The sequence below is a fragment of the Natrinema soli genome, assembly GCF_028618695.1.
Genome location: NZ_JAQIVI010000022.1, coordinates 1 through 25086, shown reverse-complemented (window position 1 = coordinate 25086; position 25086 = coordinate 1). Strand labels below are relative to the sequence as shown.

Below are 25086 nucleotides of genomic sequence, written 5' to 3'. Positions count from 1 at the left end.
TACGGATGAGGACTCGTTCCGATTCGGCGGGGACCGCCTGTACCGTCTGGGACAACTCGGAGTGTGAGGGCACGCCCTACTGTCTCCCGCGGTGTCCGCGGTTCGAGGGGAAAGACGGCGCGCCGCTGCTGGTCCGGCCGTACGAGTCCGACGATCGGGACGCACTCGTCTCGATGTACGGCGATCTGGATCAGTACAGTCGACCGATGGGGCTACGCCGGCGACGGTCCCGCAGATCGACGACTGGCTCGAGCGGCTGTGCACGAACAGGTGGAACCTGATCGCCCTCGACGGCGATCGGGTGATCGGCCACGTCGCAGTCATCCCCGCCGACGCGAGCGCACCGGAGTTCCTGATCTCCGTCCACCAGGCGTATCAGAACGACGGGGTCGGGACCGAACTGATCAAGCAGCTCATCGCGTACGCGGCCGATCGGGATCACAGCGGGCTCACGCTGGAGGTCTCGAAGGGGAACAAGCGAGCGAGCACTGTCTACCAGAACGGCGGCTTCGACGTCGCGAAGCGGAAGCTCTCCGAACTCGAGATGGAACTCGACCTCGAGCACTCGCTCGTCGAGCGGCTCCGGCGGCCCGCCGAACGCGACTGACGCCGTTACGATCCGTCCGTGTTCGGCCTGCCGGCGATGAGAACCGGTAGATCCGTGCTCAGAATCACGTCCTGCGTGATGCTGCCGAACAGCGCTTTCCCCGTCGGCGATCGTTTCCGGCCGGCCAGACAGATCGTATCCGCGTCGATCTCCTCGGCAGACGCGAGTATTTCCCGCGACGGATCGCCGCTCCGCTCGGCCAAATCGACATCGATCCCCGCGGCCTCGAGTCGCTCTTCGGCGATCCGCGCCGTCTGGAGTTGCGAAATCGATGCGCCGGTCGGATCGTCCGAGAAGACGTGCAGCACCGTCACGGAGACGATATCGGTCTCGATCGGTAGCTCCAGGACCGTTTGGATCTGTCGTTCCACGCGACGCTCGTCGTCGATTGCGAGCAGTATCTCGGTCATAGCGACCAGTTAGCATTCGAACCGTGAATAGTCCGATGGTTCTTCTCAGCGTGTCGGCAGAATCGAATCCGGGGTCGCCGACGCGACGCGTCGGTCGAGCGATCCGAAGCGGTCGACGCTACTCGCCGGTGAACTCCGGATCGCGGTTCTCGCGGAAGGCCTCGATCCCTTCCCGGTGATCGTTCGTCTCGAGGAGCGTACTCTGGGCGAGTGATTCCAGCAGCCCCGCGGTCTGCGTGTCGGTATCGCGGGCGGCGTTGACGACGCGCTTCGCGAGGCCCAGCGCCTGCGGGGGTTGCTCGAGGAGATCCTCGGCGTACGCTCGAGCGGCGGCCTCCGGATCGTCCTCGACGCGCTCGACGAGACCGATCTCGCGGCCGCGCTCGCCGGTGACGAGTTCGCCGCTGAAGATGAGGTCCTTCGCCGTCCCGGGACCGACGAGGTGGACGAACCGGGAACAGCCCCCCAATCCGGGAATGAGACCGATGTTGTGCTCCGGGAAGCCGAGCGTCGCGTCGGGGCTCGCGATCCGAACGTCACAGGCCAGCGCGAGTTCGAGGCCGCCGCCGACGCACGTGCCGTCGATGGCGGCCAGCATCGGCTTCTCCATGGTTTCGATCGCATCGAACGCGCCGCCCAGGATCCGCGAGTTCGAACGGAACTCGTCGGTGGTCCACTCCTGGGCCTCTTCGAAGAGGCCGACATCGGCACCGACCGAGAACACGTCGGGGCGTCCGGTAACGAGCCCGACGCGGACCCGATCCTCGCGGAGGATGTCGACCGCGTCGGCGAGTTCGTGGCGCATCTGCTGATCGATCGCGTTGACGGGATCGTTATTGATTCGAACAGTCGCGATGCCGTCGTCGACGGAAACCTCGAGCGTTTCGAACGTCATGAGCGGGGGAACGGCGGGAAGTATCTTGGTTCTTTCTCACTGTGGGACCGTTGACTTCCGTAGCATCCCCCTAAATTCGGGAACTGTTAGTGGGTTTAGTAGGATTTATTATCGTCTACGGGGAAGGATCAGTCGGCAGGGAAACGCGATCACTCGCATCGGTGAGATCGACCCCCAGAGCGGTAGTTGACCTGCCAGTGACAAGACGATACTCCATCCCGCGACCGGCCCGGCGCTCAGCCATATCACTCACCCTGGGCATCGGTCGCTCTGCAGTGAGGGTGAGACGTCCGACTCGTTCGGAGCCGACCACCACCTCACGAGGGATCGATCGTTCACTCCGCTCGTCCCGATCAGCTCCGACGGACGGTCGCAGCATCGCACGATGGTCTCTGCCACGCGCGGCGCTCTGCGACCTCACGCACCCTGCCGCAACGATTCCCAGATCACCCGAGGCGGGCGATCCGCTCTCGACCGTCGTTTTCGAAACCTGGCGACGAAATCACCGTTCAGCGGTCAACGTATCGGACTCGACTGCTAATTCCGACGTCGAACGATACCGAACGAACGGCTCCGCCGTCGTCGTCTCGCTCGTCCGTCCGACGCTGCCGTCCCGGTCGCTACTTCCACTCCGGTTGGCGCTTCTCGAAAAACGCCGAGATACCCTCGTCGAACGTATCGGAATCGCTCATTCGCTTGATCGTCGACCGTTCCTCCTCGAGGTGATCGTCGAGTCCTCCCTCGAAGGCGGTATCGAGGAGTCCTTTCGTCTGCGCGTACGTTTCGGTCGGCCCGTTTGCGTACCGTATCGCGTCTTCGGTCACGGCCTCGAGGAACGCCGATTCCGTGCCCTCGTATCGATCGTTCGCCAGTCCGAGGTCGACCGCCTCCCTCGCGGAGATCGGTTCGGGATCGAACAGCAACTCCCTGGCCCGGTACGGACCGACCGTCCGCACGAGGAAAAACGGCGTCGCGTTGTCCGGCGTGAGCCCGATCCGGGCATACGCGGTATCGAACTCCGCGTCCTCGTGCATGCTGATCAGATCTGACGCGAGCGCGAACCCGAGTCCACCGCCGGCTGCGACACCGGTAACCGCAGAAAGAACCGGGATCGGCGCGCTCCTGACCGACCGAATGAACCGGTTCGACGCGGCGGCGATGGTGTCGATCTTCGCCGAGCGCATCTCCTGTGGCATCTGCTTGACCGAGCTGAGATCCGCGCCCGCGGAGAAGATCGGTTCGCCGTACAGGACGAGGGAGTTGACCTCTTTCGCGAGTGATTCCACCGCGGTCGCCATCGCTTCGACTCCCGCCGGCTGAAAGACATTCATGGCGTCGTCACCCCTTTCCATCACGAGTCTGGCGACGGACTCGTCGGTGAGGAACTCGACGCGAACCTGATCGTGGATCCGTTCGGTCTCTACGTCCACGTCGTCTCGCCTCCGTCGGTGTGAACGCTCACGTACCACATAGACATCCGAAGGTGGTACTTCCGTCCAGTTAGGCGTTCGGGTCGTCTCTGGTCGTTCGCTGGCCTCCTGCTTCGCGTCGCGGTCCGCGACAGACTGACACGTGTGGAACTCATTTTACGCCGAGATACCCCTCCATCGTTTCGCGGTCGTCGAGTAGGTCCGCGGCGGCCGATTCGTGGACGATCTCGCCGGTCTCGAGGATGTACGCCCGATCCGCCAGCTCGAGCGCCATTTCGGCGTTCTGTTCGACGAGGAGGATCGTGACGCCGCTCTCGTTCAGTTCCCGAATGATATCGACGACGTCGTCGACGATTTGCGGGGCCAGCCCCTCGCTCGGTTCGTCCAGCAGGAGCAGGTCCGTTTCGGGTCCCAAGAGCGCGCGAGCGATCGCGAGCATCTGTTGTTCGCCGCCGCTCATCGTCCCCGCTTTCTGCGTTCGCCGTTCGTCGAGGCGCGGGAACTGTTCGTAGATCTCTTCGAACGTGTCCGACTGATCGCCCGCTCCGCTGTGAGCCGCCAGTCGGAGGTTCTCTTCGACGGTCAGACTCCCGAACACGCGCCGTTCCTCGGGAATCCACGAGAGTCCCCGTTTCCGAATTTCGTGTGGGTCAAGGTCGTGGATCGGATCGCCGTTCTTCGTGATCGTTCCGTCCGTGGCCGGCGTCAGGCCCATGATACTGCGAAGCGTCGTCGTCTTCCCGGCGCCGTTTCGCCCGACTAACGCGACGATTTCGTCGCTATCGACGGCGAGCGAGAGATCGAAGAGGATGTGGCTCTCCCCGTAGTGGGTGTTGATCGAATCGACCGTGAGCAGTCGATCCGCTGCTCGCCGATCAGTCATGGCCACCACCCTGCAGGTAGGCCCGCTGAACGCGTTCATCCCGTTTGATCTCCGCCGGCTCGCCCTGTGCGAGCACCGATCCTTCGTTCAACACCGCGATCTGATCAGAGATCCCCATGACGATTTCCATGTCGTGCTCGATGATAACAACCGACGTGTCCGTCGCGATGTCTTCGATCAACTCGACCGTCTCCCGCGTTTCCTCGGGACTCATCCCGGCCGTCGGCTCGTCCATCAACAGGAGGTCCGGCTCCGCCGCGAGTGCGATCGCGATCTCGAGGTGCCGTCGCTGGCCGTACGAGAGGCTCGACGCGGGTTCGTGGCTGGCATCGGCCAGGTGAACCCGTTCGAGAACGCGCCTTGCATCGGCGATCGGTTCCTCGAGCGACTCGTGATGTCTGAGGAAGTCCGACGGTCTGAAGCCGGTATAGCGCGCCTGTGATGCGAGCCGGACGTTTTCGATCGTCGTAAGCTCGCTGAAGAAGTTCGTGATCTGGTACGACCGAACGATTCCCTGTCGAACGATTTCGTACGGTTCGTTGCCCCCGATCGACTGGCCTCGAAAGAGGATCTGCCCGTCGGTGGGCTCGTATTTCCCGGTGAACAGGTTGAACAGCGTCGTCTTGCCGGCCCCGTTCGGACCGATGATCGAAGTGATCCCGTCAGCCAGGATATCGAGTGAGATGTTGTCGGTCGCGGTCAGCGGACCGAACTTTTTCGTCAGGCCTTCGGTTCGAAGGATCACGTCACTCGACGGGGTCTCTTGAGCCACAGCCGTATTCTCGAGTTCGTCTGCGTTTTTGCTCATTGTTAGCCTCTCACCTTTTCGACGTAGTTTTTGAGCGCCTTCTTCGCGTTCTCGAGCGCGGCGCGAGGATCGTTCCGCACGGCGATGATCATCCCGGCGAGTCCGCGCGGGGCGAAGATGACGACGGCGACGAACAGACCGCCGAGGATGACCTCCCAGCTCGCAACGCCGCCGAGTCGGTCCTCAAGGAAAACGATGAGTCCGGCCCCGAGCATCGGACCCCAGAACGTTCCCATGCCGCCGAGCAACACCATGACGACGAGTTCACCGCTGACCGTCCAATGGAGCATTTCGGGGTTGGCGACGCTCTGGAACGGAACGTACAGTCCGCCGGCGAGGCCGGCGAATCCGCCGCTGATCGAGAACGCGATGACTTTGTATCGCTGGACGTCGTACCCGATGAACTTGACTCGCTCCTCGTTCTCGCGGATCCCCTGAAGGACGCGTCCGAATGGGGAGTTCGCGAGGCGAACCAACCCGGCCAGCGAAAGTGCGACCATCCCGAGCGTGAGATAGTAGTAATTGAGCCGGTCTCGGAAATCAATCCCGAACAGTTCGTACAGCTGAATCCCGTAGAGGCCGTTGTCGCCGCCGGTGACTGTCTCCACGTCGACGATCATCGCCGGGAGGTCCGTGAACGCGATGACGTACATCATCTGTGCGAACGCCAGCGTCAGCATGGCGAAGTAGATCCCACGGGCTCGAACGCTGAGCCAGCCGATCAGCGCGGCCGTAATTACGCCGGTAATGACCGCGACTGGCAACACGACGAGTGCGCTCGTGGTCACCTCCGTGGTCAGTATCGCGGCGACGTATCCGCCGGCACCGTACATCGCGGCGTGGCCGAACGACAGGAGTCCCGCGTAGCCGAAGATGAAGTCGAGACTGAGCGCCAGGAGGGCGAAGACCAGCATTCGGACCAGTAGATTGATCCAGAACGGCTGGATCGACTGGACGACCGGTCCCAGCAGGGCGAGCACGCCGACGGCCAGCACCAGGACGAGCCGACCGCTTCTGGACAGGATCTGGTTGCCGGTCCGTGAGGGCGTCCGGTCTCGGATGAAGTCGAGTACTGGCTGCATTTATGCTGCCTCCGTCGCGCCGAATAGGCCGTTCGGTTTGATCATCAGTACCACTGCCATCAGTCCGAAGAGGAACAGTTCAGTGAGCGTCGGCGCGATCAGCGCCCCGTAAGCGGTGACGAGGCCGATCAGGAGCGCGGTATAGACTGCACCGCGGAAGCTCCCCAGACCGCCGATGACGACGATAACGAACGCCTCGATAATCACGCCCATCCCCATGCCGGGGTCGACCGAGCGCGTCGCACCGAGTAGCACTCCGGCGACCCCGGCCAACACTGCACCGAACACGAAGACGCCGGTGAACACCTTCGAGACGTCAATCCCGAGCGCGTTCACCATCTCCGTATCGTGCGCGCTGGCTCGCATGAGGATACCGAGATTGCTCCGGTCGATCGCGAGCCACACGGTCGCGATCAAGAGCGTGCTCACGGCGAGGACGAACAGCCGGTAAATCGGGTAGTTGAGTAATCCGAGGTCCACCGTCCCGGTGAGTAGTGCCGGTCTAGCGATCTGTTTGGCCTGTCCGCCCCAGATCTCCACGACCGCGCCCTGTATCATGATCGCGAACCCGAAGGTCAGCAGGATGTGATAGAGGGGGTTGCGGCCGTAGAGTGGTCGAAGCGACAAGACCTCAATCGCGATCCCGACGACACCGACGAGCAACGGTGCGAGCAACAGGGCGAGCCAGAAGCTGCCGAACGCCGCACCGATAACGGCCCCGAAATACGCCCCGAGCATATAGAGCGCGCCGTGAGCGAAGTTGATGACGTCGAGCATCCCGAAGATCAGCGTCAGTCCCGCGGCGATCAGCGCGAGCGTCATGCCGGACTGGATCCCCAGCAGCGTCGCTCGAACGATCGTCTCAACCATGGTGTGTCCGTTCCTCGTTCTGTTTCTCGGCTCGGCTCTGCCGTTCCGTTCGGACGAAGACTCGAGTCGGCGTTGGACTGTCCATACTGATCACAGGCTGCATCCCCAGCTGGGGCCTTCGACTTGTTCGATGGTGGAGACGACCTGGTTTTCGACCGGGGTTTCCCCGTCGCTCTCGACGACTTCGCGAACGTACATGTTCTGAATCGCCTCGTGTGTCTCGGGGTTGAACTGGAAGTTCCCGCGGGGGCTATCGATCTCCATCCCGCTGAGCGCGTCCGCCATCTCGTCGGGATCCGACCCGCCCGATTCTTCGATTGCAGCGGCGAACGCCTGTGCGGAATCGTACCCCTGACAGGCGTAGACGTTGGCCGAGCCATCGTACGCGTTGCGGTAGTTCTCGACGAACTCCTGGTTCCGGTCCTCCTCTTGAGCCGGCGTGTAATGAAGCAACGAGTACATTCCGAGTCCCGCCTCGCCCTGTGCAGGAAGCGTGTCTTCCGACAGCAAGAAGCCACTGCCGGTCTGGACCATTTCGTCGTTGAGCCCGTAATCGGCGAAGTCGGAGATGTAGTTGACGGCGTCACTTCCCGCGAAGAACGAGAACACCGCATCAGCACCGCTGCTCTCGATATCGCCGAGATACGACGAGTAATCACTGGTACCGAGCGGTGCACCGACTTCTCCGACGACCTCGCCGCCAGCCTCGGTGAATGCCTCTTCGAAGAAGTTCTTCGAGTTCTGTCCGAACGCGTAATCGGCGTACGACAGAAACACATTGTCGGCGACGTTCTCGTAGACCCACTCCGCCATCGGTGCGCTCGTTTGCCAGTCGTTGAACGACGTTCGGAAGTGGTAGTTCAGACAGCCTTCCTCCGTCACGCGGTAGTCGCCCGCGTTCGCGTTCAGCCAGATCGCGCTTCCTTCCCGTTCGATCGTTTGCATCATCGCGATTGCGACGGCACTGGAGACGGGGCCGACGATCGCGTCCGCCTGTTCCTCGACGAGCAGTTCCCGCGTCACGTCCACACCTCGGTTCGTATCCGCTTCCGTATCCCGTTCGATGGTTTCGACTTCTTGCCCGTCGATCTCCCCGTCGTTCTGCTCGAGGTACATCTCGAACCCGTTGACGATGCTGTCACCGAGCATTGCGTACGTCCCTGTGAACGGAAGTGCGTAGCCGACCGTCAGCGTATCCTCACCGCCCCCGAGGCAGCCGCCGAGTGCTGCCCCCGCGCCGACCGCTGCACCGCTCGCGAGATATCGCCGCCTCGACAGTGTCAGCGTCGAATCTCTATCGCTACTGCTGCGATTGGTACTCCCACCCGTGGATTTGCGAACCATACACACCTGTGGAGTATTACCATATATATAAATTCCGGTCATATGCCGTGGACGGTGGATTCGTGTCCTGACGGAACTAGGTTTTATATATGCCCCTCACGATTCGGGGCTGTATGGGTGTAAGCACGGAACCGCTTGACGTTGCAGTCTCTCGTATCGACGCCGGAAGCTCGATCGCCGCTGGCCTCGCGCTGGAACACTCGATCCCGTTCGCAGCGGGACACGAACTGCTCCGGCAGGGGATCGACGACCTGACGATGATCGGTCCGATTAGCGACCTCCTCTTCGATCAACTGATCGGCGGCGGCGCGATCTCCGAAATACGTGCCGCGTGGGTCGGAAACGTCAGCGCCGGGACCGGATACCGGTTTCGGGAAGCCGTCGAGAGCGGGGAGATCAGCGTCGAGAATCACTCCAACTTCAGTATCGCACTCGCGCTACAGGCCGGCGCGATGGGCGTCCCGTACCTCCCGACGCGGTCCCTCCTCGGCAGCGATATCTTCGAGCAGAGCGATCTGTTCGTGGAGACGACCGATCCGTTCGACGGAGACCGGATCGCGCTCGTTCCGGCTATCGAGCCCGACTGGACGATCGTCCACGCCCAGCGGGCGAGTCCACACGGTGACGTCCACCTGTGGGGGAACACCGGAATCGTTGAGCCCGCGGTCGGCGCGGCCGAAAACGTTCTCGTTACCGCGGAGGAAATCGTCGAACCGGACGTACTCAAGAGCGATCCGAGCAGGGTCGCGATCACTCGAGACCAGGTCACCAGCATCGTTGAGTGTCCGTTCGGCGCGCATCCGTCACCGGTGGCCGGCCACTACAATCGGGACAACGAGTATTACCTACGGTATAGCCGTCGAACGGAGACACAGGATGATTTCGACGAGTGGGCCAGCGAGTGGGTGGACGGCGTCGCCGACCGCGACGAGTACGCGACGCTCGTCGAATCGGATCTCGAGATCACCGAGCCGACCGTCGCCGCGGAGGTCAACTATGGCCAGTGAGCGATACACGGCCCGCGAACTGATGGTCACGACCGCTGCGCGCGAGATCGACGACGGCGATACCGCGTTCGTCGGAATGCGTCTCCCGCTGATCGCGTTTCAGGTCGCGGTCAGCACCCATGCGCCGGAGGCGATGGCGGTCTACGAGAGCGGCGTCGTGCGGGATTCGCCCGCCGACGGGTTCATTCACACGATGTGCGATCTCCCAAACCTAAATCGCGCCGTCGCGACGACCGGAATGATCGATATCATGTCCCGTCTCCAGCGCGGTGACATCGATGTCGGCTTCCTCGGGGGGGCCGAAATCGACCGGTACGGGAACCTGAATACGACCGAGGTAACGGCCGGTGATCGAGAGATCCGCCTGCCGGGGAGCGGCGGTGCGTGCGATATCGCGTGCATGGCCGAGCGGACCGTCCTGCTCATGCCACACGAACCGCGTCGGTTCGCCGAAGAAGTGAACTACGTGACGAGCCCCGGATACGCCACCGACGGCAACGGCCGCGACGATCATCCCGCACCCGGCGGCGGACCGAGCGCGCTCGTCACTTCCAAAGCGACGTTCGGCTTCGACGAGCGCGGCGAGCTCTATCTCCGTAGCGTCCACCCCGGTACCGATACGGCGGACGTGCTCGCGGCCTTCCCGTGGGAAGTACAGACGGCCGATGACATCGGCGAGGGTGCCGTGGAGACGACGGCCGAGCCGACTGACGAGGAACTGGAGCTGGTTCGGACGTTCGATCCGGACGGGTTCTGGACGTAACCCGGCACCTCGCAACCCGACTGATTAAGTTCGATTCACTCATTGAATGACACATGGCTGATCGAAACGAGCCGGACGACCCCGAAGCGTTCGCGATGGACGTCCCCCTGACGGACGTCTTCGGATCGCACCCGAAGACGCTACTCATCAGTGCACTGCTTGCCGAACCGTCGGACCCGACGACTCATTTCACCGTGAACGAACTCGCGCGTATCACCGGCCTCGAGGAATCGCCCGTCGAAACCCACGCTGACGAGCTCGCGTCGGTCGGCGTCATCACTGAAACGGACGACCTCGAGGAGACGAAGACGTACGTTCTCGCCGAGGGGACTGATATCGTCGACGCCATCCGTCAGCTATCCGACGAACTCTTCGAAGCCCAAGAGGACTAAGACGCTCGCGAGTCGTCGATCGATCGGTCCCGCCCATTATATGTGATTGATTCTATCACTATACGGGCAGAAGGAACCGATAGGTATATAATTTAAAGCTATGATGGATTAGCCATATGCAGGACAGTATCACAGAGGGATATCTGCCAGACGATTCGAACGCTCCGGATTACATCCACGCGCTTCCGGAGGTCCACTATCCGGAACAGCTCAACGTCGTCGACGAACTGGTCGACCGGCACGTCCGCGAGGGGCGCGGCGACAACGTCGCGATCTACTTCGAGGACTGGACGCTAACCTACGAGGAGTTACAGGAGCAAGTGAACAGAATGGGGAACGCGCTTCACGATCTGGGCGTCGGAGCCGGCGATCGGGTCGTCGTTCGATTCCCCAACCGGCCGGAGGCGATCGTTTCGTGTCTCGCAGTCCAGAAGATCGGTGGCGTCGCCCTCCCATCGATGAAGCTACTGCGAGCGAAGGAACTCGAGTACATCATCAACAACGCCGAAGCGTCGGCCGTCATCGTCTACGACGATCTCCTCGACGAAGTCGAGAACGCATTACCTGACTTGGAGACCGTCGACGATATCGTCGTCGCCGAACGCAACGGGATCGATCACAGCTATCACAGCTACGACGAACTGCTCGACGATGCCAGCGACGAACTCGAGGCGTCCGAGACCGCTCGCGACGATCTCGCGTTAATGCTGTATACGAGCGGGACGACGGGTCGACCGAAAGGGGCAATTCACACCCACCGGAACGTACTGGCGACGGCCGACTCGTACGCCCGGTACTGCCTCGAGCCGACCGAAGACGACGTGTTCGGCGGCAATCCGCCGCTTCCCTTCGCGTACGGATACGGTGACCTCGTGACGTTCCCGCTCCGATTCGGCGCGAGTACGAGCCTCGTCGAGGACGCCGAACCCGCGGACCTGCTCGAAGCGGTCGATACCCACGGAGTTTCGGTCCTCTGTTCAATCCCGACGGGATTCAACCAGATCCTCTCTCGACATCCGGACGGGCCCGAGGAGTACGACGTCTCGTCGCTTCGGCTCGGACTCAGCGCGGGTGAGCCGTTGACGCCCACGACGTTCGAGAACTTCAAATCCGAATACGGCATCGACCTGCTCGACGGGATCGGAACGACGGAGATGCTCCACATCTTCATCAGTCACCGTCACGACGAGGAGATCGATCCGAGTGCCACCGGCTTCCCGGTCCCCGGATACGAGTGCAAGATCATCGATCCGGACACCGGTGAGGACCTCGAGCGGGGTGAACCGGGACTCCTCGCCGTTCGCGGTCCGACCGGAATCGCGTACTGGGACCGGCCGGAAAAGCAAATCGAGGTAAACGAAGACGGCTGGTCGATCCCCGGCGATATCTTCGTTCAGCGCGAGGACGGACGGCTGGAATACAAGTCCCGGAGCGACGACCTCATCATCTCGAGCGGCTACAACATTCCCGGCCCCGAGGTCGAGGCGGTCATCGAAGAACACGAATCGGTCTCCGAGGTCGCCGTCGTTGGCAGTCCGGACGACCAGCGCGGGGAAGTCGTGAAGGCGTTTGTCGTCCTCCGAGACGATGCCTCGGCCAGCGATGAACTCGTTACTGAACTGCAAAATCACGTGAAGAACACGCTTGCACCGTACAAGTACCCACGAGAGGTCGAGTTCTCGGAGAACCTCCCTCGAACGGAGACCGGGAAGATCCGCCGGACGGAACTGCGAGAGCAGGAGCACTGATAGGAGCGCCTGTCAAAAGAGTCGCTTTGCGTCGATCGTTCGCAATCGTTTCGGTGGGAGCCTCCGTGGCCGACTCGTGCCCGATCCGTGTCGGTTGACCGTTGTTTCGCATGGGAGCAGTGATTCTGCCAAACCGCCAGTCCAAACTGTTGTGCTCGGCGTGAGTTATAGGGAATGACATGTGTTATCATGAGTCGTATACCTGGGACGTTTACGGGGAGTGTATACTGCTCTATCGGCTCCTTCTCTCTCCACCGTGGGCGCACAGGTCACGTACCGAACGAATCACGGATCTCGTTCGTAACCTGCTGCAGTGATGCGGAACGGACTCATTAGGAGTTACAAACATAGGGATGTAACCCATACGGGCTGACCGGAGCGATTACGGCGAGGAGAGAGCGGAGACCTGTCGCACCCACAATTACATCGACACGATTGTAATTCGATGTTGTGAGTGAGCTAGGCGGAGTATACGTTTAACGTATACATGCTGTGTGAACGAACCGGCGATATGTTGTCACCTAGTCCTCTTCCGAGAGATGTCGCTCGGACATACCCGTCATTGACGGCGACGATCACGATTTCGTGATCGCCTTCACAGTGCCCCTTCCAGTGGGACATCGCTGAAAGAGATCCCACGCTCGAGCGCAGGCTGGCCGCGTCTTCGCGATCGAGTCCAGTAATTCCACGACGACTGAGTGATCGGACCGTATCGGTGAGCGGAAAACGAGTTGTATCCGGATCGCGCTAGCTCAGGGGCTTTCGTCCGTTCGGATGCGAAGATCCGACCGCGGCTTCGCGATACAGTTCAGGACATATCCCTCCTCCTTCTCGTTGTCGGAGAGGAACATCCCTTCCGTCTGATCGACTTCGCCGTCCTCGACGATCATGGCACAGCAGACCCCGCAGACGCCCATTCGACACTGATAGGGCGGGGTCAGGCCCGCTTCTTCTGCGGCCTCGAGAATCGGTTTGTTGGCCGGCACTTCGATCTCCCGTCCCTCGTCGACAAACTCGACGGTGTAACTTTCGACCATCGCTCACTGCTCCTGGTCGGTGGACCGTTCGAACACGTGTTCGACCGGTTCAAAGTCGTTCGTCTCGTAGAACGTTTCGGAGTACTCGTCGCCGTGGATCACATCGACGCGGTAGAAGTCGATGTCCTTCGATGATTCGGTGAACCAGTTATGGACTTCGTCCAGCAACGCACTGCCGACGCCGTTGCCTCGGTGCTCTTCCGCGACGAAGTGACCGTTGATGTAGCCGTGATCCTGAAGTCGGAAGATCGGATGGTTGCCCATGATACGCGCCTCGAGAACGCCCACGAGTTCGTCGGACGCCTCATCTTCGGCGACGATCACGGTCCCGTATTTCGAGTCGATAAGCTGATTTTCGAAGTATTGCAGCCAGCGATCGTCGGCGCTCTCCTTGTGTTCGTACCGATCGTCGTGTTTCGAGAGGTGATCCGTAAATCCGTGCCACAGTTCCAGCAGTTCGTCACCGTCATCGAGGGTCGCCTCTCGTATCTCGTACGTCATACAGTACCATCAGAGTTGGATTACCAAAAAATGCACCGGTAAGTCGAGTCGTTCTGCTGACAGCTTGGCCGGGATAGCGCCGATAGTTCGGCCGTGCGAGCGAGGAGATAACATACGTCACGCACGCCATGACTCAGACGTTCGCATCCCGAGGCGGGAGAGATCGTCGGACAACATCGTGAACTGACGCTCTATCGATGCTCCATCGGGGCGGGAAACAGGACTGTTCAGCTGGGAATACTCCGACGAGACGTATCTGGCAGGAATACCGCTCCGTTTTCGGAGATGAGCATCGGTAACCCGGGCGGTAAATACACGAAGCGTATACAGAAAACAATTATAACCTTGGAGTGGAAAGGACCTACTGGAAGATCAGAGCTATGCCCACAGAGAAGCAATTTAAAGAAGACCTGCAGAACGGGAAGATGATCGAATTGACCGAAGAGATGACCGACGGCTACAAGAAGGCCCTCAAACAGATTCTGGTTGTCTCGGGTGACACGGAGCTGATGAGTGCCCCGGCGTACTACGATCAGTCGCTCAACGCCCCGTCGCTCGACGCACGCGCGTCGTGTATCAGCGTCATTCAGGACGAACTCGGCCACGGTCACATCGCCTACCGCCTACTCGAGGATCTGGGCGAGGACCGGAAGGAACTGATCTACGAGCGCGAACCCCACGAGTTCCGGAACACCTACGGCTTCGATCAGCACCTCGAGAACTTCGCCGAACTGGTGTCGGCTCACGGAATGTTCGACCGAGCGGGTATCGTTCTCCTCAGCGACATTCACGAGAACACTTCGTACGCGCCCTGGAAGCGAGCGCTCACGAAAGTGAGCAAGGAAGAGCAGTTCCACCTCCGTCACGGGGAGACGTGGATGCGCCGGCTCGCGAACAACAGCGAGAAAACGAGAGCACAGCTGCAGGAAGCGGTCGATTGGATGTTCCCGATGGGTGTCGAGTGGTTCGGGATGCCCGACGACAAGAAGAAACACGACGACCAGCTCGAGTATCGAATCAAGGGCAAGTCCAACGACGAACTTCGCCAGGACTGGCTCTCGCGGACGCTCCCGCTCATGAACGAGCTCGACCTCGACGTACCCGCCCACTACGACGAGGAGCAAGACGAGTACGTCCTCGAGTACGACCTGCCCGTCGCGTTCGATGCGGACAACAAGGAGTGGCGGTTCGACGAATCGATCTCGTGGTCGGACGTCATGGACCGATGGCGGTCCCGGGGCCCGGCGAACGAGAAGTACGTCAACATGATCCAGTCCGGAACAGTCGACGTCGAGGTCTAACATGTCGAGTGCACGCTCGGAGACCAACGGATCGACGGATGCATCCCTGAGTAGCGAGTTCGTCGAGCAACGACGGGCCGATGCATCGCCGTTCGAACAGGAACTGTGGGACATCCTCGACGAGATTCCCGACCCCCACATCCCGGTCAGCCTCGTTGAGATGGCCATGATTTACGGCGTCGACGCAGACGACGGTCACGTCACCGTCGAGATGTCGTTCCCGTGTATGGGCTGTCCGGCCTACGACATGATCCACAACGATATCGAAAGCTGTCTGGCAGTGACCGAGGGCGTCGACGAGGTTGAGGTCGATGTCGTCTGGGACCCCGTCTGGTCCAAAGACTTTCTCACCCAGGAGGTCCGAGAGAAGATGAACGAGTCCGGAATTAGTCTCTAACCACCATGAAATACGAAGTATTCGCACGAGTCAACCAAGGTGACGATACTATCCATATCGGTACTGTCACTGCGAAGTCGGATAGATTAGCGAAGATGTACGCACACAACACGTTCGACGAGGAAGATTGGGACCGACTCATCGTCGTCAACGAAGAGAACGTCCTGGAAGTGACCGGTGGCTCCAAACCGCAACTCGAGGTGGCGACCAGTGAGTGAGTGGCCCGAGCCCGCGGTCGACTACGTGCAGGCGATCACCGATACGAAGCTCATACTCGGCCACCGGTACGCTGAGTGGAGTCTCTCGGGCCCGTCGCTCGAGGACGATATCGGCGGTGCGAGCGCCGCACAGGAGGAGATCGGCCACGTACGCCAGCTCATGCGCGAACTGGAAGCGCAGGGTCGAGACGCCGACTGGCTCAACGGCGCACGAGAACTGGACGAGTTCGCCAACGCCGCGTGTCTCGATCGTCTCGACGGCGAGTGGCCGTCGTACATCGCCTCGGTCGCCCCTGCGGATCGCGCAGCGTGGTATCTGCTCGATGCGATCGACCGGGACGATATGGACGGGCTGATTACCAAGATGGGCGAAGACGAGTACTTCCACCTCGAGTATCACGACGCTCGGCTCGAGACCCTCGCCGAGGAGGATCCCGAAACGATCCAGCAGACCCTCGAACAGACGTTGCCCCAGGCGCTCGCGCTCATCGGTCCAGTGGCGTACGACGAGGATGCGGATCCGCTGTTCGATGCCGGCTTCACGGATCGGCCGATCGCCGAAATCCGCGAGTCGTACATCCAGCACTACCGCGACCTGTTCGCGGACACGGACGTCTCGCTCGAGGGCGTCGACTGGGACGCTCCTGCACTCGACGAGTGGGACGAAACGCGCCGACGCGTCGGTACCGACTCGATCAGTGAGAACGACGCCAGACAGCTTCGTGGCGAGGAGAACGAACTGTTCGCGATGAACTGACCGCAATGAACAATCAAACCCCGGAGCCGACCGCGGTGTGCCCGTTCTGTGAGTCGACGGACACGAAGCAGGAGTCTGCCTTCGGAAGCGAGATTTCGAAGACGCAGTACTACTGTAACAGCTGTAACACGGTGTTCGAACGGATCAAGTACGACGGTTCGAACCCGGACACCGGTCGATAACCGATCCGTCACTGACCCATAGTACGCCCCCGGTCCCATAGCATTCGGTATACTCACCGTCTCTCTCCGCCGATTTGGGGACAATTCGGAAAGCTTCTTATAGTCGGATATCGATTATCGTCCTGTATGCAACTCCGACCGTTCGATGAGCTTGAACTAGAGTTCTTCACGACGGAAGTAGACAGCCACGTCGGTGTGCTCCGGCTCGACCGGCCACCGGCGAACGCACACGATATCGACGTCCTGCTCGAACTCCAGCGCGCCGTCGAGTCCATCCGATTCGACGAGAACGTCCGGGCCGTGCTCTTCGGGAGCGAGAACGACACGTTCTTCTCGACCGGGTTCGACATTCAGGAACTGAACGACGAATCCGGCCGTCAGGTCGGCTACGCGAGCCAGACGAGCAAGGAGGTCATGATGAAGATCCGTTCGACAGACACCATCTTCATCGCGATGGTCAACGGGCACTGCATGGGCGGCGGGCTCGAGCTCGCGCTCGCCTGTGACTTCCGATACATCGGCAACGACGAGAGCTACAACATCGGAATGCCCGAAATCAGCCTCGGCCTCATCGCCGGCGAGGCGGGGACCCAGCTGCTCCCCCGATACATCGACCGCTCCGAGGCGCTCGAGATGATGCTCACCGGCGAGACGTTCACTCCGGAAGAGGCGACCGAGAAGGGCATCTTCGACAAGATCTTCGCGCCGGAAGAGATCGAAGACGCCGCCTTCGAATTCGCCGAAGAGATTGTCCAGAAGCCGAGCGTCGCGGTCGGCAACAACAAGCTGGCAGTCAACGAAGGGCTCGAGATGCCACTGCAGGACGCGCTGGTCCACGAGCGAGAACTGCAGAACCGACTGCTCGGATCCGATGTCGCGAAAGAGGGCGTCAGCGCGTTCCTCAACGACCGCGAGCCGGACTTCCTGGGCGTCGAACTCGGGGAGAAAGAGCCGGGCGCTGACGAGTAACGGATCAATCACCCGAGGCCGGGTTTCACGTCAGCCATGACCGTTGCAGTCCGGCCGGTTCGCCGTTGGGAGACCGCGGCACGATTCGCCTCCGCTATTCTATTTGCAGATCGCCGATCGACGGACGAATCCGAACCCTGACCGGCGTCTCGGTCCCTCGAGCGAACGCTGACTCACGCCGATCTGAACGACGGCGTCAACGGAACGTCGGCCGGGTACGAATCAGCCACGGGACGGTATCGAACCGTCTCCCCATCGAGGCGCTCGACGATCCCGACTGCAGTGAGTCGCTGAAGATGCGCGGCCGCCTCACCCGCGCCGAACTTCGCGTGAACCCCCGTCATCTCTCCGAACAATCGTTTCGCGACCTCCCACGGGGTGCTCGCTGCCGATTCCGCACTCGAGATCGCTCGAAACGCCGCCTCGGCTCGTTCCCGGTGGTGGCGTCTCACGCCGTCGCTGGCGTCCGGAATACACATTTCGGTGCCGTGTCCCGGATTCCCGCACTCCCGCGTCGATTCAAGGCGGGTCACCGACGAGAGGTACTGGCCGAGCGGATCGCGAAGCCGGGTATCACTCCCGCCGACGTTCGGCGTGTAAGTCGGTAACAGGAGATCGCCGAGGAATACGTCCGCGTCCGTTTTCAGCGAGACGTGCCCGCTCGTGTGCCCCGGCGTGTGGACGAATTCGACGCCGGCGACGACGTCGCCGTCTTCGCGCCGAGCGACCGGAAACGAGTCGGGAAGCGGGGACGGGGTGTCGCGATCGATAACGTCGGCCCGAATCGACGTCGGAAGCCCCCACCGTGCGAGTGTCCGTCGATCGCGACGAAGCCGCTCGTCTCGGGCGGTCGCGTACGAACCGACCAGCGGTGCATCGTTCCGGTGGACGTGTAGCGACGCATCGGCGCGCTCCGCGAGGCGACACGCCAGGCCGGCGTGATCGATATGCCAGTGCGTGACGATGACGTGGTCGATCCCCTCGAGGGCGAGGCCGGCGTCAGTGATCCCGTCTCGAAGTGCTGTCCACGCCGAAGCGGATGGCGGTCCGGGATCGATGACGACGCCGCGCTCCGGAAGGACGTACGCGCTGTTCGTCCCCTCTAGCGTCCCCTCGCCGACCGAGAGGCGGATCGACTCACTCATGGAGGTCGCTCACCCGTTGGTCGCCGAGCAGGTCGTCGAGTCCGAGTTCGTCCCATCGCTCGACGAGCGACTCGAGAATGCTCGCCGAAAACGCCGTCTCGAAGGTGACCCGCGGAGCGATATACTCCTCGTCCCATCGCGGATCCCACGTGGCGTTGATATACAGTCGGGAGCCGTTCGTATCGTCGGACCGGTAGAACGGTGCAGTCGCGTTCGACGCGTTCGGTTCGCTGAACGTCCAGTCGTTGGCCGGATGGGCCTTGACCCACATGTCGTCGATCGCTCGAGCGAGGTTCGTCGGATCGGCCTGCTCGTCCAACACGAGCACCTTGTCGAACAGATTCGAGAACGAGAAGAGCGTGTTCGCGAGTTGCCATTCGAACCCCGCGTACAGGATTTCACTCGATACGATACACAGGCCGAGTCGGCCTTCGACCGGAATTTGGATCCACTTGACCGGGGAGACGCCCCAGTAGTTGTTCACCCTGCGAAAGAGTTTCGCCGTTTCGACGAGGCTCATGAGGTGCAGGTCGTCGGTTAACGGCTCGTCGAGCGGTGTGAACGGGACGATCGGTTGCTCGCGGTGAGCGATCTCTTCGGTTTCGATGTCGACAGTCGCCGTCTCACACGCCAGTTCCCACGCCGCTTTTTGGTCGTGTTCGTCGGTCTCGGGTTCCGTTTCGACGACGTTCAGTCGCCCGTCGATGCGAACTTCGGCGTCCGCCGGGACGGTCCGTGATCCGACTTCGGTCATCGAGACGTCGGCCAATCCCGCCGCCAACTCCGGAACAGCGGGCGTCGTCTGAACTTGTGTCCATCCCTGAAGTGCCGCGATGAGGGGTGCAACTGAGACGCCGAGAACGACGCTCACGTCCGCCTGTGGCGGACACCACTCGGCAACTGACTGCGGGACGGACAGTCGCAACTTCGTGCTCCGCTGTGCCTCGCCTCTGATCGGTGCCCAGGTCGTGACACCGTCTTTCTCGACGATGAGGAGACCGAGCGAAACGAGCGGCGTCCCGGTACTGGTCGTCGGTAGTCCGAGGGAGTACAGATCAGTGTCGTCGCGAACGGTCGACGCCGCCTCGTCGGTCAACTGATCGTCGACGGAAGTCGATTCCCACCGCGCCAGCCGTTCGATCAGCGTCCCGTACGAGCAGTCCGTCCCGAGATCGAGCGCCTGCGAGATCCGCTGCCACGGTTGCTGGTCGATACTGGCGAACTGATCGGGGCCACCGTAGATTCCACTCGCCGGCCGAACCGCTCCGGCCGTGTTCTCGAACAGCGTGACGGGGCAGTTGTGTCGTATCGCTTCGCTCGCGACCTCGGCGACCATCCCGTCCCAGTGGACGTGCTCCGTCACAGTAATCAGCCCGTCCGTTTCACGGAGTCGATCGAGGTGGCGTCGTACTGCTGCCATTACGCTTCCTCCCCCGGATCGATGAACGGGAACTCGTCCGACTCCACGCCCGCCCGCTCGAGTATCTGCTGCGCCCGATACTTCCGTTCGACATCATCCGATGTCCGTTTTTTCTCCACCGTGTCCGAACTCGTTGCGTCGATGTACGCCTTCGCCGTCTTCGCTTTCGACGTTCCGGTCTGAACGTCGCCCTTCTCGGTCGGCGTCTGATAGATATTCAGCGGGACCTTCGGCATCGTTTCGACACCGAACTGGTGGAAGTCCGTATCGGGATCCGCGTGCAACGCGAGCGACTCGAGCACCTCCCGCTGATTGAGCGGGTTGACGTCGTCGTCGACGAAGACGAAGAAGTCGACGTGGAGCATTCCCCACGTCGTGAAGATGAAGTTCGCCATATCGTGCAGGTAGCTCGGGTTGGTCCGTTCGGTCGAGATGGCGTAGACCGTCCTCGGCGTCGACTTCCAGGGGGCACAGCACTCGACGTCGAATCCGGCCGTCCGCAGTCCGAGCGTCGCATCGGGACCGACACACCCGATTTCCATTGAACTGGTCGCGTTCTCCGAATGCCCCACGCCGGTCCCCTCGACACAGAAGGGGAGTATCGGATCCTCCTGATGGGTGATGCCCGTCGCTCGAAAGAGCGGCATCGACCGTCTGGGACCGTGCATGTAGCCGAAATAGTCGCCGAACGGTCCTTCGTCGCGACGCTCGTTGGGGAGTATTTCGCCTTCGATAACGAGTTCAGCCGTCGACGGGACCAGCAGGTCATTCGTTTCACAGGGAACGAGTTCAACCGGTTCCTGTTTCAGTCCGCCCGCGTACTCCGCCTCGTTCCGCCCCGTCGGTATCCACATCACGGAGGTGTACTGAACGGCGGGCTCAACCCCGACCGCGATCGCGACCGGCATCGGCTCGTTGCGCCGCTCGTACTTGTAGTAGTACAGATTCGGCGTTTGCTCGCCCGCCAGTAGGAGGACGCTACTCGTCTCGCTATCGTGGATCATCGATCGATGGTACGACCAGTCGACCCACTCGGAATCGGGGTCCGGCGCGATGAGCGTGTGGAGATTCGAATACCGTCCGCCGTCGCCTGCGTGAATGTACGGCCACGGGAAATCCAGTAAGTCCACGTCGTCACCCGTCTGCACGACGTCCTTACAGGGCGCGTCATCCGCGGAAACGGTCTCCGGTTCGATCGGATTCTTTAACCGCTCGATCACCGATTCGTAGTACTCTCTGTACGAGAGGTCCGGCGGCAGTCCCAGTCCGAGCGCGATCCGATCCCAGGGCCTGCGCTGGGACCCCCGGTACGGATCGCCAACGAGCCGCGCCGATTCGACGTTTTCGAACAGCGGCACCTGACTGTCTTCTTCGTTCAACAGCGTCGTGACCGCGCTGGCTTCCAGATTCCACGAAACGGGCTCAGTAATTCGATGGAGATCGTCCTGCGATTCGAGCGTCTGGAGATACTGGCGGAGGCTGCTGATCGTCATTGCTGATCGTGTAACTCGCCGGCCAGTTCGCTGCGCTCAGACTCCACTTTGAGATCGATGTACTCGCTGACGAGTTCTGGATGCGTGTCGGAGAGATACTCGAGCATGATGGTCCGACTCGCCTCGGAGACTGACTCGTACTCCCCCTTCTCCGTGAGATACTGGAGCAGCGTCTTTACTTCCTTCGAGCGCGTGTTGATGACGGTCGATTGGTCCTCGAGTGCCGTCATCGTCGATTCCAATAACTCGGTGTCGATGGGATCGCCGTTATCCGTCTCGAGGACATCGAGATACCACTCCTCTTCGGTGTTCTCGTGCGGTCCCTTGACGACGGTTAGCGTGTCCGGATCGGTGAGGTTGTCCGGATTCCGATCGATCCTGGCACGGATATCGAAGATTTCTTTCGTCTCTTCGTCACTCACCTGTAACTGGATCTCTTCCCCCTCCGGATCGTCCGGTAGGTTGCTTTCGGACGTGATATATTTCCCTGCCATGCCCATTGTCGACCATTGGGATGTCCTCCAAATAAAAACCCTATCTAATACATTCGACAGGTTTTGCGTGTTTCGAGAGTAGTACTGAGACGATTGTGTCACACCAATCGAAATCACCGTTCAGCCCGACTAGCAGCGGATGTGTTTCTCGTCTCCGACGTGTCCGTCGAATAGCAAAAGGGATTTGGCCGGCGTGGTTACCCGGACGTATGTCCGATACTGACCAGGGGGTGCGCTACCTCGAGGATATCGACGCGCAAACGACGATAGAGTGCGGCGAGATCACCGTATCCGCGGACGATATCGTCGACTTCGCGGAGCAATTCGACCCGCTCGAGATGCATACTGATCCGGCTGCCGCGTCGGAGAGCCAGTACGGCGGCCTCATCGCGAGCGGCTACCACACGCTGTCCCTTTCGGTTCGGCTGCTTGTTGAGGAAGCTCGAAGCAAGCGGGCCGTCGTCGCCGGACTCGGTATCGACGACGTCCGATGGCACGAGCCGGTCCGTCCGGGCGACACCCTGGCAGTGACGACCACGGTTACCGAAACGCGACCCTCCGAGAGCGATCCAAACACCGGTATCATCCGCGAGCAGATCTCGGTAACCAATCAGTCCGGGAACGAAGTGCTCTCGCTCGAGAACCACGAGCTAGTCGAACGGCGCAGTTCGGTGGAGTGAAGCCAGTTGAACGGATTCGATCGCTCCCGACTCGGGAGCTGGGGCGATCGGTTTGGATCGATCGGGTACCGACGACGGCGTGGAATTCCGTCGCGGGTGCTGTCGACCGTCGGTCGTCTCACAGCGACCAGTCGGATCGACTCGCCGGAGTATCGAGCACAGCCTCGAGTCGACGGGCGGCCGGCAGCCGTCTCGATATCACCGCTCCAGGAACGCGTTCACGCCGTCTTCGTGCTCCGGCGTGCCGTACGCGAGCGATTGCGTGAGGAGCTCGTGGTCGAGCGCCTCCCGCCAGTACCGACCCATGTTTTCGTGGATTGCACGTTTCGTCAGTCCCAGCGTCGCCGTCGGCCGCTTTCGAAGCGTCTCGAGGAGGTCGTCGACGGCCGCCTCGAGGTCGTCGTCCGGGACGGCCTCGTTTATCAGCCCGATATCCGCGGCGTCGGCCGCGGAAATGAATTCGGCGGTCAACGCCAGCCGTTTGGCGGTTCGGAGGCCGATGAGCTGCGGGAGCAGGAACGTTCCACCGGTATCCGGCACGAGCCCGACTCGAGCGAACGCACAGCTAAACGACGCGGAATCGGCGGCGTACGCGAAGTCGCAGACGGCGGTTACCGCGAGCCCGGCACCGACGGCGTCGCCGTTGACTTTCGCGACGATCGGGACTTCAGACGTGAGTGCCGCTTCGACCACTCGGCCGAGCGTCTCGCTGAGTCGGTCGAGTGATTCTTTCGGCGTCTCGTCGCGTTCGGCCATCGCCTCGAGGTCACCGCCGGCACTAAACGCATCGCCCTCACCGGTGAGAACGATCGCGTCGTACCCGTCAGGATCGACCCCATCGATGGCGTCGGCTAACGATTTGGCCGCATCGACCGTAAACGCGTTCAGTGATTCCGGCCGGTCGAACGTGACCGTCCGCACGCCGTTCTCGTCTTCGACGATCATACGCTACCAATTCCGCCGCTGCTGTTAAATTTTGCTAGACGGTACCACTCTCGGACGCGTCGTCAACGCCGCGTCATACGCACGATTTTGGAGTCTCCGATCGGGCGGCTTCGGTATCGAGGCAGAACATGTTTATTCGGTGAAGATCCAGTACGCAGTGTGACACAGATTCGGGATCACGTCATCCGGGTCGACCTCTCGACGCGGACGGTCCGTCGCGAGCGCGTTCCGGAGCGCTGGCGACGGCAGTTCCTCGGCGGGAAAGGGCTCGGCGCTCGCTACCTGTACGAGGACCTCGAGGCGAACACGGATCCCCTGGGCCCGGCAAACGTCCTCGGCTTCATGCTCGGACCGCTCTCCGGCTATCTTCCCGGCGAAACGCGGTACGCCGCGGTCACGAAATCGCCGCTCACCGGCGGTTTTCTCGACTCTTACGCCGGCGGACAGTTCCCCGTTCGTCTCGCGGGTGCCCGTCCGAACTGTCTCGGGATCCTCGTGACGGGACGGGCCAACTCACCAGTTTCGATTCGAATAGACGAGAACGGGGTCGAGATCGTCGATGCAAACGATATCGCCGGTATTGAGACCGATGCCGTCGGAGATGCGTTTCCCGACGCCGCGGTCGCGTGTATCGGCCCGGCGGGCGAAGCGATGGTCAGGTACGCGACGATCGCGTCCGACGCTGGCGATCACCACGCCGGTCGAGGCGGCGCAGGCGCCGTGATGGGGTCGAAAAACCTGAAGGCGATCGTCGTCCGCGGGAAACCGATTCAACCGACGGGAGAGCTTGCGAGACTCCACCGAGAGTACGCCGAGGCCTATCAGGAACACGAGACCGGCCGCTGGCTGCGTGCAGGGGCGACGATCGAGAGCCTCGACTTCGCCGACGAGACCGGGCTGCTCGCGACTCGAGGCTGGCAAGAGATGGGGTTCGACGAGAGCGACGCGATCGGCGTCGAAGCCGCTACGGAGTCCGCCCTCGAGCGGGAGTATCCCGACGGCGACCATCCCGGCGGGTTCCGCGTCGAAACCGACGACGGCGATACCGTTCCGCGGGGCGGGACGGCAATGACTCTCGGTGCGGGGCTCGGTATCGACGACTTCGCGGATGTCGCGAGGCTCGGTTCGCTCTGTGATCGGCTCGGAACGGACGTGATCAGCGTCGGAAACGCCGTCGCATGGGCGATCCGTGCGGCCGACGCGGGCCACGTGGACCTCGATCTCTCGTTCGGCGACGTCGACGCCGCCGCGGCGCTGATCGAACGGATCGCGACGCGAGATGGCCCGATCGCCGACACGCTGGCCGAC

At 61.6% G+C, this 25086-nt stretch carries 29 protein-coding genes; 14 read left to right on the top strand and 15 right to left on the bottom strand.

Annotated features, from left to right (window positions below; all coding sequences use genetic code 11):
- The first annotated feature begins 5 nt into the window (after positions 1–5).
- Entirely contained in the window at positions 6–281 is a 276-nt protein-coding gene (locus tag PGX04_RS01335) for a hypothetical protein (RefSeq protein WP_273736974.1), read from the top strand.
- Positions 236–607, top strand: a complete 372-nt coding sequence (locus PGX04_RS01330) for a GNAT family N-acetyltransferase (RefSeq protein WP_273736971.1) — start codon at positions 236–238, stop codon at positions 605–607. The genes PGX04_RS01335 and PGX04_RS01330 overlap by 46 nt, the downstream gene beginning before the upstream one ends.
- 5 nt (positions 608–612) lie before the next feature.
- Here the strand turns inward: PGX04_RS01330 and PGX04_RS01325 are convergent, their stop codons facing one another.
- The 8 genes from PGX04_RS01325 to PGX04_RS01290 form a co-directional block, all read right to left on the bottom strand.
- Positions 613–1017 carry a universal stress protein gene (locus PGX04_RS01325; RefSeq protein WP_273736865.1) on the bottom strand — a complete coding sequence of 135 codons (405 nt, stop codon included), beginning with the start codon at positions 1015–1017 and terminating at the stop codon, positions 613–615.
- A gap of 118 nt (positions 1018–1135) precedes the next feature.
- Positions 1136–1912, bottom strand: a complete 777-nt coding sequence (locus PGX04_RS01320) for an enoyl-CoA hydratase/isomerase family protein (RefSeq protein ID WP_273736864.1) — start codon at positions 1910–1912, stop codon at positions 1136–1138.
- A 620-nt stretch (positions 1913–2532) separates the two neighbouring features.
- On the bottom strand, positions 2533–3342 hold the full coding sequence (locus tag PGX04_RS01315) for an enoyl-CoA hydratase/isomerase family protein (RefSeq protein ID WP_273736863.1): 810 nt from the start codon (positions 3340–3342) through the stop codon (positions 2533–2535).
- Between the two features lie 151 nt (positions 3343–3493).
- Positions 3494–4225, bottom strand: a complete 732-nt coding sequence (locus PGX04_RS01310) for an ABC transporter ATP-binding protein (protein WP_273736862.1) — start codon at positions 4223–4225, stop codon at positions 3494–3496.
- The gene (locus PGX04_RS01305) at positions 4218–5033 is read right to left on the bottom strand and encodes an ABC transporter ATP-binding protein (protein ID WP_273736861.1); all 816 of its coding nucleotides are present in this window, start codon (positions 5031–5033) and stop codon (positions 4218–4220) included. Before PGX04_RS01305 ends, PGX04_RS01310 begins: the two co-directional genes overlap by 8 nt.
- A gap of 2 nt (positions 5034–5035) precedes the next feature.
- On the bottom strand, positions 5036–6115 hold the full coding sequence (locus PGX04_RS01300; protein WP_273736860.1) for a branched-chain amino acid ABC transporter permease: 1080 nt from the start codon (positions 6113–6115) through the stop codon (positions 5036–5038).
- Positions 6116–6985, bottom strand: coding sequence for a branched-chain amino acid ABC transporter permease (locus tag PGX04_RS01295; RefSeq protein ID WP_273736859.1), 870 nt, complete (start codon positions 6983–6985; stop codon positions 6116–6118).
- Positions 6986–7075: 90 nt separating this feature from the next.
- A complete protein-coding gene (locus PGX04_RS01290; RefSeq protein WP_273736858.1) occupies positions 7076–8329 on the bottom strand; it encodes an ABC transporter substrate-binding protein in 1254 nt (417 codons plus the stop codon).
- 113 nt (positions 8330–8442) lie between these two features.
- Here PGX04_RS01290 and PGX04_RS01285 point away from each other — a divergent pair, with 113 nt between their 5' ends.
- From PGX04_RS01285 to PGX04_RS01270, 4 genes are all read left to right on the top strand, one after another.
- Complete coding sequence (locus tag PGX04_RS01285; protein WP_273736857.1) at positions 8443–9336, top strand: CoA transferase subunit A; 894 nt, start codon at positions 8443–8445, stop codon at positions 9334–9336.
- On the top strand, positions 9326–10099 hold the full coding sequence (locus PGX04_RS01280) for a CoA-transferase subunit beta (RefSeq protein ID WP_273736856.1): 774 nt from the start codon (positions 9326–9328) through the stop codon (positions 10097–10099). Before PGX04_RS01285 ends, PGX04_RS01280 begins: the two co-directional genes overlap by 11 nt.
- A gap of 53 nt (positions 10100–10152) precedes the next feature.
- On the top strand, positions 10153–10491 hold the full coding sequence (locus PGX04_RS01275; RefSeq protein ID WP_273736855.1) for a helix-turn-helix domain-containing protein: 339 nt from the start codon (positions 10153–10155) through the stop codon (positions 10489–10491).
- Between the two features lie 116 nt (positions 10492–10607).
- Positions 10608–12239 (top strand): acetate--CoA ligase, encoded by a 1632-nt coding sequence (locus tag PGX04_RS01270; protein ID WP_273736854.1) that lies wholly within the window; start codon positions 10608–10610, stop codon positions 12237–12239.
- Between the two features lie 752 nt (positions 12240–12991).
- On the opposite strand, the gene PGX04_RS01265 is transcribed toward PGX04_RS01270, so the two are convergent.
- Positions 12992–13276: a 2Fe-2S iron-sulfur cluster-binding protein gene (locus PGX04_RS01265; RefSeq protein WP_273736853.1), complete on the bottom strand. Its 285-nt coding sequence runs from the start codon at positions 13274–13276 to the stop codon at positions 12992–12994.
- Between the two features lie 3 nt (positions 13277–13279).
- Positions 13280–13777: a GNAT family N-acetyltransferase gene (locus PGX04_RS01260; RefSeq protein WP_273736852.1), complete on the bottom strand. Its 498-nt coding sequence runs from the start codon at positions 13775–13777 to the stop codon at positions 13280–13282.
- A 380-nt stretch (positions 13778–14157) separates the two neighbouring features.
- On the opposite strand from PGX04_RS01260, the gene PGX04_RS01255 reads away from it, so the two are divergent.
- From PGX04_RS01255 to PGX04_RS01230, 6 genes are all read left to right on the top strand, one after another.
- Positions 14158–15078: a Phenylacetic acid catabolic protein gene (locus tag PGX04_RS01255; protein WP_273736851.1), complete on the top strand. Its 921-nt coding sequence runs from the start codon at positions 14158–14160 to the stop codon at positions 15076–15078.
- A 1-nt stretch (position 15079) separates the two neighbouring features.
- Positions 15080–15475 carry a metal-sulfur cluster assembly factor gene (locus tag PGX04_RS01250; protein ID WP_273736850.1) on the top strand — a complete coding sequence of 132 codons (396 nt, stop codon included), beginning with the start codon at positions 15080–15082 and terminating at the stop codon, positions 15473–15475.
- 95 nt (positions 15476–15570) lie between these two features.
- The gene (locus PGX04_RS34060; protein ID WP_337959438.1) at positions 15571–15693 is read left to right on the top strand and encodes a hypothetical protein; all 123 of its coding nucleotides are present in this window, start codon (positions 15571–15573) and stop codon (positions 15691–15693) included.
- Positions 15686–16450: a Phenylacetic acid catabolic protein gene (locus PGX04_RS01240; protein ID WP_273736848.1), complete on the top strand. Its 765-nt coding sequence runs from the start codon at positions 15686–15688 to the stop codon at positions 16448–16450. The genes PGX04_RS34060 and PGX04_RS01240 overlap by 8 nt, the downstream gene beginning before the upstream one ends.
- A gap of 5 nt (positions 16451–16455) precedes the next feature.
- Complete coding sequence (locus PGX04_RS01235; protein ID WP_273736847.1) at positions 16456–16632, top strand: PaaD-like zinc ribbon domain-containing protein; 177 nt, start codon at positions 16456–16458, stop codon at positions 16630–16632.
- Between the two features lie 126 nt (positions 16633–16758).
- A complete protein-coding gene (locus PGX04_RS01230) occupies positions 16759–17601 on the top strand; it encodes an enoyl-CoA hydratase/isomerase family protein (protein WP_273736846.1) in 843 nt (280 codons plus the stop codon).
- A 173-nt stretch (positions 17602–17774) separates the two neighbouring features.
- Here the strand turns inward: PGX04_RS01230 and PGX04_RS01225 are convergent, their stop codons facing one another.
- The 4 genes from PGX04_RS01225 to PGX04_RS01210 are packed head-to-tail and all read right to left on the bottom strand — an operon-like array spanning position 17775 to position 22153.
- Positions 17775–18746 carry an MBL fold metallo-hydrolase gene (locus PGX04_RS01225; protein WP_273736845.1) on the bottom strand — a complete coding sequence of 324 codons (972 nt, stop codon included), beginning with the start codon at positions 18744–18746 and terminating at the stop codon, positions 17775–17777.
- Positions 18739–20166: a UbiD family decarboxylase gene (locus PGX04_RS01220; RefSeq protein ID WP_273736844.1), complete on the bottom strand. Its 1428-nt coding sequence runs from the start codon at positions 20164–20166 to the stop codon at positions 18739–18741. Before PGX04_RS01220 ends, PGX04_RS01225 begins: the two co-directional genes overlap by 8 nt.
- A complete protein-coding gene (locus PGX04_RS01215; RefSeq protein WP_273736843.1) occupies positions 20166–21659 on the bottom strand; it encodes a UbiD family decarboxylase in 1494 nt (497 codons plus the stop codon). Before PGX04_RS01215 ends, PGX04_RS01220 begins: the two co-directional genes overlap by 1 nt.
- Complete coding sequence (locus tag PGX04_RS01210; RefSeq protein ID WP_273736842.1) at positions 21656–22153, bottom strand: hypothetical protein; 498 nt, start codon at positions 22151–22153, stop codon at positions 21656–21658. Before PGX04_RS01210 ends, PGX04_RS01215 begins: the two co-directional genes overlap by 4 nt.
- Positions 22154–22362: 209 nt before the next feature.
- On the opposite strand from PGX04_RS01210, the gene PGX04_RS01205 reads away from it, so the two are divergent.
- Positions 22363–22833 (top strand): MaoC family dehydratase, encoded by a 471-nt coding sequence (locus PGX04_RS01205; RefSeq protein ID WP_273736841.1) that lies wholly within the window; start codon positions 22363–22365, stop codon positions 22831–22833.
- 198 nt (positions 22834–23031) lie between these two features.
- Here the strand turns inward: PGX04_RS01205 and PGX04_RS01200 are convergent, their stop codons facing one another.
- The gene (locus PGX04_RS01200; protein ID WP_273736840.1) at positions 23032–23778 is read right to left on the bottom strand and encodes an enoyl-CoA hydratase/isomerase family protein; all 747 of its coding nucleotides are present in this window, start codon (positions 23776–23778) and stop codon (positions 23032–23034) included.
- Between the two features lie 159 nt (positions 23779–23937).
- Between PGX04_RS01200 and PGX04_RS01195 the strand changes: the two genes are divergently transcribed.
- The coding region (locus PGX04_RS01195) for an aldehyde ferredoxin oxidoreductase N-terminal domain-containing protein (RefSeq protein ID WP_273736839.1) at positions 23938–25086 on the top strand (1149 nt) is incomplete at its 3' end.